Source organism: Gammaproteobacteria bacterium, from assembly GCA_013696315.1.
Taxonomy (GTDB): domain Bacteria; phylum Pseudomonadota; class Gammaproteobacteria; order JACCYU01; family JACCYU01; genus JACCYU01.
This window is the reverse complement of record JACCYU010000196.1, coordinates 1-6,218: the sequence shown is the minus strand read 5'-3', so window position 1 is coordinate 6,218 and position 6,218 is coordinate 1. Positions and strand designations below refer to the sequence as shown.

Sequence of the window (6,218 nt, the reverse complement as noted above, 5' to 3'; positions counted from 1 at the left end):
GTGACAGCGGCGGCTTACGCGCAAGCCGGTGGAATGCCGCTCAAGCGCTCGAGCGAAGACGTCGCGATCTGCCGCGCGATCGTCCAGTCCGGGGGCCGGTTTCGACATAGTCATCGCGTGCGTGTTTATACCTCGGCGCGACTCCTCGGGCGGGCGCAGGGTGGGCTGGCGGATGCATTGGTATGGTGGCACGGCCGGGCGCGCGATGCCGCCCCGGTTCTCGTCGAATCCGCCGTGGCGGCTGAGGCTCGCCTTTCGAAGCTGGGCCTTTGGTGTTTAGATAATCCGGCGAGCGTTCCGCCGGCCGCGCTCACCGTGACACCGGAGCCGCCGACTGGCCAAGCCGCCGAAATTCATGCGACGCTGCGCACCTTGCGCGAGCGAATCGAAACGCTTCGATCACTTTCCCTGGCCGCGCGGCTCGAACTTGTGGACCGCCGATTCAAGAAATGCTCCGCGGTTCCCGTCCTCGCAGCTTGAGCGGTGGAACGCCGAGTACGGCCGTTGCGCAAATGCCGTAACATAACCGTGCTTGACTGGATTGTAGTGAAGGTAATCCATCTGCCGCGCATCGTCCGCTTCGTCGCGGATAGTGACTGCTCGGAAACTGTGTACCTAACTCGTATTAAGAGATTTAGAGCCCATTCTCAAAATCCGTTACCCGGCGTAATGGACAGGGCATTCGACCTTTGCGCGGGAGGTTAACCGGTAACCTACTGTATCGGGCGTCTCCATAGGCGAGCCGCGACGCACTCTATGGAGTTTTGTACCTTAGCGGCAAGTGAATTAAGGAAGTGATGTATGGCTTCTCGTACTCTGCTTACTCCATCTCTGCTGGAGACAATTCAGCGGGGCGACTCAATCCTGTTCTTGGGTGCCGGCGCCGCATCTGGCGCGAAAGGCCCCAACGGGGAGGAGGCTCCCTCCGGGGAGCGCTTGAGGGAAATTCTATGCGACCGATTTCTTGGCGGCGCCTTGAGGTCGAAACCACTCTCCCAAGTAGCGGAGCTCGCAAAGAATGAAGCGGGCTTAGCCAAGTTTCAAGAGCACATCAAGGAGCTATTTGCTCCGCTGCAGCCGGCCCCATTTCACCTCCTAATCCCATCGTTCAGGTGGTATGCCATTGTCACTACGAACTTCGACCTTGTGCTTGAACATGCTTACGACGCCTGCCTAGAACGGGAACAGAGTCTAGCCCCTATACTGCGCGATGGAGATAACTTTTCGGAGAAGCTTCGCGACCCTTCTCAAGTGCTGTACCTGAAGCTTCACGGTTGCATCTCTCGCGCGACCGATGAGAACCTCCCCCTAATTCTCGCGTCCGAGGAGTATGCGAGACACCGTAAGAACAGAGCTCGGCTCTTCCGGCATTTTGAAGACTGGGCCAGAGAACGCCCAGTAATCTTCTGCGGGTACGATGTCGGTGACCCGAACATCCAGCAGATTTTGTTTGACCTAGCCGATCTTGGAGTGCAGCGGCCGTACTATGGTCTCGTCAACCCAGGTATTGACGACATACTTCAGCGCTATTGGAGCACGAAACGCTTTGCCGTATGTACCAATACGTTCGAGGCATTTCTCAAGGAACTCGACGCGACCATTCCCAAAGCCTCTCGGACGCTTGGTGCTCTCGTCAAATCGGATGACACATCCATTCGTGGGTGGATTAAGGCTCCCGTCGCGCCGTCAATCAATTTGCTTGCTTATCTAGAAAACGAGCTACTACACATTCATAAGGCGATGCCGACTCATGGTGTCGCGCCGCTGGACTTCTTCAAAGGTCGAACAATCGAGTGGGGTGTGTACCAAGAGAACCTGGATGTCCCCAGGAGAGTAGCGGACGATTTAATCCTGGACGCATTCCTTGACAAGAGCCGGTTGAAGCCGGTCCAAGCGTACGCACTCAAGGGACATGCCGGCAGCGGTAAGTCGGTCACACTCCGTCGAATTGCCTGGGACATCGCACACGACTTCGACGGACTGATCTTCTTTCTGAAAGAAGGCGGCCTTCTTCGTCGTGATCAACTCGCTGAGCTGAGTTATTTGACGGGAGAACGCCTTTATATCGTCATCGAGGACGGGATCCCCCATATAGAAGACCTTCAGGATTTGTTGTCTTGGTCATCAAAGACCAGGACCCCAGTCACGGTCCTGTTCGGAGCGCGCAACAACGAGTGGAACGTGTATGCTGGAAATCTCGCAACCCGTATCGAGAACGACTACGAGTTACATGATCTTACCGAAAGCGAAATCTCGAATTTGCTGCAAAGGCTAACTTCCCACGGTGCTCTGGGACGACTCGCTACGGCTTCCGCTCAAGAACAGTTTGACCACTTCAAGCTGACGTCTGAACGACAATTGCTCGTGGCGCTGCACGACCTAAGCTCCAATAAGCCGTTCGAAGAGATCGTGTTCGACGAGTATAGGAACATTCGCCCAGTTGAAGCACAAATCGTCTACCTGGACGTTTGTACTCTGCACCGGCTTTCCGTAGGCGTGCGCGCAGGTCTTATCTCGCGAATCAGCGGAATAACGTTCGACAGATTTGAGCGCGAGTTCTTCAAGCCGCTTGAACACGTGGTGCGCGCCTACGATGACTATAGCAGTCGCGATCACATGTATCGGAGTCGGCATCCGATCATCGCTGAGATGGTGTTCCGCCAAGCGCTACCAGATCCTGTAGAGCGAGCCAATCAGATTACCCGCATCATCCGTAACATGGACGTCGACTATGCGTCCGATCAAGCAGCATTCCGGCAGATAGTTCGAGGGCGGGTTCTAGCCGACCTGTTCGCGAACAAAGCGATTGCCTATCAAATCTTTGATGCCGCCGAGGATAGTGGGGCCTCGATCGCCACCGTGGAACACCAGCGCGCCGTGTTTGAGATGCATCACCCAAACGGGGATCTTGACGCGGCTTTAAGGGCGATCGCAAAGGCAGAGCAGTCCCTCGACTACACAGATCGGGCGGTCCTACACACGAAGGCCACGATTCTTAGGAATCTCGCTCTTAGGTCACCGCATAAACTGGCAAAACAAAGGTTGCGGGAAGACGCAAAATCTATTCTTCGAAAGCAAACTAGCGGTAGTCGGGTGTCGCATCCGTTTCATTCGATGGGCCAACTTTTAATTGACGAGATCAAAGAGAAATTGCAAGAGATGGCAGAAGGAAATATCGCGACTAGTCTCGAACTTCAGCAGCGAAGCCTCACGGAACTACTCCGACAGGCCGAGCAAACGATATTCGAAGGGCTACAGCACTTTCCTGGGGATCAATTTCTCCTAGCTCTCGAATCTGATCTGGGAAAGGTTCTGGAAGATCACACACGAGCAGTGGATGCACTGAAGCGTGCATTCGAGGCGAGTCCAGGAAGAAGCTTCGTGGCGGTGAGATTCGCCCGATACCATGCCCGGCGAGGGGAGACGCAGGTCGCGATGGATATCCTGAAGCGATCTATCGCAGCAAATCCGGTGGGGAAAGAGCCCATCTGGCACTGGCCAAGCTTCTGATGGCCCAGGACGAAGAAGGATTGAAGGACGAGATAGCCTATCAACTGAATCAGAGTTTTACGCCCGGCGACAGTAATCTTGACGCTCAGTTTTGGCACGCAAGGCACACCTTCACACGCGGCCCGAGATTGAACAAACTCTGGCGCGACCTCCTTAGCCGACGCCGGCCACTCGCTTCTATTTACCCCTTCGATGCCATCGAAAGGGTGGAGCTGGTAAAAGAGGGTGTGCCCGCGGGTCTACTCGTGCTGATCTCCGAGGATATGGCGATCTCGAAGGAAAAACTTTACAGCACCATCGGTCTAGCCCGAGCCACGGTCAATCGCAAGCTGCGCGAACAGCAGGTGCTGAATCAAGACGAAAGCGAGCGTGTCCTTGGCATCGCACGTCTGGTCGGTCAGGTAGGCCAAATGGTCAAGGAATCCGGCGACGCTGCAGGCTTAGATGCCGCCAAATGGGTTGCGGCGTGGTTAGACCGGCCGCAGGCGGCTCTTGGCGGTAAGCGCCCAGCCGAGTTGATGGACACCAGCGATGGCCGTGGCATAGTCTCCGACCTGGTCGCGCGGATGCAGTCTGGCGCCTACGCGTAAAGCGTGGACATTGGTGTCTGGCGCATAGCAGCCGACACACCAGAATACGAGGCACACGACCTCTCTGGAAGGGGCGCTGAAGTCACTGGCGGTTGCTGGAACCGTAAGGGCATCCCCTTGATCTACACCTCGGTCTCGCGTTCGCTGGCCGGTTTGGAGACGGTGGTTCATTTAAGTTCCGGTGATGGTTTACCGCTTAACCGCTATCTGGCGCAGATCCAGATTCCAATCGGGGCATGGAACTCGCGAATCGTCTTCGACCCGGCAAGTCACGTCGGCTGGGATGCCGAGCCCGCTGGCAAGGTGTCGATGGATTGGGGAACGGCCTGGCTTCAGGGAAAGACGACGCTACTGGCCGAAGTGCCGTCGGTGATTGTTCCCGAGGAGCACAACATCCTCATCAACCCAAATCATCCGGATGCCGCCAAACTCACCGCCATCAAGGTTCGTAAGTGGACCTACGATCAAAGGATGAGATGATATCGGCGCAAGTCTTAAGACTTCACCGATCCGTGCAGCGTGCTGCACGAGCACTACCGTTGGGTCGAGGTCGCCAGCGAGCGCAGCGCCGAGCTGGTTCGCCTGCCGCTGTCCGGCAATTACATGATCAACACGTCCGAGAACCATTCCGAGGTTCATGGGCCTTATGCCGACTGGCGGCGGACCTTCACCGACGACGTCGGCCGCGAAGGAAACGCGATCGACGACGCATTTCTAGCCCGGGTCGGTCTGCGCCTGGAGTTCTAGAAACTCAGTGTCCTGAGCGCGCAGCCCGGCTGAAACAAGAATGAGATAACACTAACGGCAATAGCTACGGGGAGCGGGGGATGCCCAATCATCAATACCCTCCCGCTTGAGCGTTTAACCCAAGCCAACTTAAGTCCAGTAAGCGTTCGTTGTCGCGATCGATAGTGACCGGCCGAGATGACCGTCACCCATCTACAGCTGCGTGACGAATCGCCGTGCCTGGCATAGACAGGCGAGAGCGAGAGCCGATATGACGACTAACGCGAGGATATGAGCGCCCGGGAAGCCCCAGAACTCTGACATGACGGTAACTCCTTAAACTGAATTTTCGATTGATCTCGCTGGACGGCCTTTTCAGTCGAGGCTCAAGCGAGCCCCGCGCCCCGCATGCGTTCGAGCCCGAAGGGCGACAGCCTGAACTTGAACAGTACCTTGCCATTGCCGAAATGCGAGCCGTCGTCCAGAGCCTGGTCCAGCTCTTCGAGCAGGCCTCCGGCGTAAAGATCGGTCAGGGTCAGGCGCACGTTGCCTCGCCAATAGTCGCCATGCAATCCGTATTCTTTGAGCACCTGCTCCGCGATCTGGTGATCCCACAGCCCCTCCTGCCGCTGTCTTAATGTCTGCAGGATATAGCCTTTCATGTGGAGTTTGCTCATGTCAGATCCCCAGTTCCTGAGTGGAACGCGCCTGGTCTTGCGGCTCGGCGTGGGTTCGCACGGCGCGCAAAACTTCGAGCACCTCGCTACGCTCGGTGTACATCACGAATCCTCCGAATACCGTCAAGGCCAGTCCGAGGACGAAATTCCAGCCGGGAATCTGTCCTGCGAACAGGGCGAGGAAGATGACGGCGAAAACACCGTACAGGGCCGCGAACGCCTGGCCGCGGCCCACGCCGATCAGGGGAAAGGCCTTGTACCAGGACACATAACAGAAGCCGAAAGTCAGGCCCGCCAGCAGAATCCAGACGATCGCCCACGGATTGAAAGTCTGGACGATGACATCGCCCACGGGCAGGTCCGTGAATAGCGCGATGGCGGGAACGATCAGCACGACCCAGTAGAGCGTCTCCGCGAAGAAGCGCACTGGCAGACCCACATCGGGGTCCGTCACGTCCAGCGCGCGACCGGCGATTGCGCCCTCCATACCCCAGCCGAACGCGGCCATCAGCCCGCCCACATAGCCCAGCCATGCGCCGGTGCCGGTGCCGTTGAGTTCCGCGAAGATGCCGGGGGCATACACCGCCACGCCGCCAGCGATGATGATCGCGATGCCCAAGGCCGCGCGGCGGGTAATCTTCTCCGCGTACCACAGCTTGGCGACGATCGCGCCGACGATCGGGTACATGAGCCCTGCGATCGCCGCGAAGATGGG

7 protein-coding genes are annotated in these 6,218 nt (G+C 57.3%); 5 read left to right on the top strand and 2 right to left on the bottom strand.

Translation table 11 applies throughout. From position 1 onward, the window contains the following. The first annotated feature begins 33 nt into the window (after positions 1-33). From H0V34_11510 to H0V34_11490, 5 genes are all read left to right on the top strand, one after another. Positions 34-480: a hypothetical protein gene (locus H0V34_11510; GenBank protein MBA2492287.1), complete on the top strand. Its 447-nt coding sequence runs from the start codon at positions 34-36 to the stop codon at positions 478-480. 321 nt (positions 481-801) lie between these two features. Next, entirely contained in the window at positions 802-3,510 is a 2,709-nt protein-coding gene (locus H0V34_11505; protein ID MBA2492286.1) for an SIR2 family protein, read from the top strand. Then, positions 3,510-4,100, top strand: coding sequence for a DUF2384 domain-containing protein (locus H0V34_11500; GenBank protein ID MBA2492285.1), 591 nt, complete (start codon positions 3,510-3,512; stop codon positions 4,098-4,100). The genes H0V34_11505 and H0V34_11500 overlap by 1 nt, the downstream gene beginning before the upstream one ends. Positions 4,101-4,103: 3 nt before the next feature. Then, positions 4,104-4,580, top strand: coding sequence for an RES family NAD+ phosphorylase (locus tag H0V34_11495; protein MBA2492284.1), 477 nt, complete (start codon positions 4,104-4,106; stop codon positions 4,578-4,580). A gap of 39 nt (positions 4,581-4,619) precedes the next feature. Next, positions 4,620-4,847 carry a hypothetical protein gene (locus tag H0V34_11490; protein MBA2492283.1) on the top strand — a complete coding sequence of 76 codons (228 nt, stop codon included), beginning with the start codon at positions 4,620-4,622 and terminating at the stop codon, positions 4,845-4,847. A gap of 365 nt (positions 4,848-5,212) precedes the next feature. On the opposite strand, the gene H0V34_11485 is transcribed toward H0V34_11490, so the two are convergent. Beyond that, positions 5,213-5,503, bottom strand: coding sequence for a hypothetical protein (locus tag H0V34_11485; protein MBA2492282.1), 291 nt, complete (start codon positions 5,501-5,503; stop codon positions 5,213-5,215). Between the two features lies 1 nt (position 5,504). Further along, a partial coding sequence (locus H0V34_11480) for a DMT family transporter (protein ID MBA2492281.1) occupies positions 5,505-6,218 on the bottom strand: 714 nt, incomplete at its 5' end.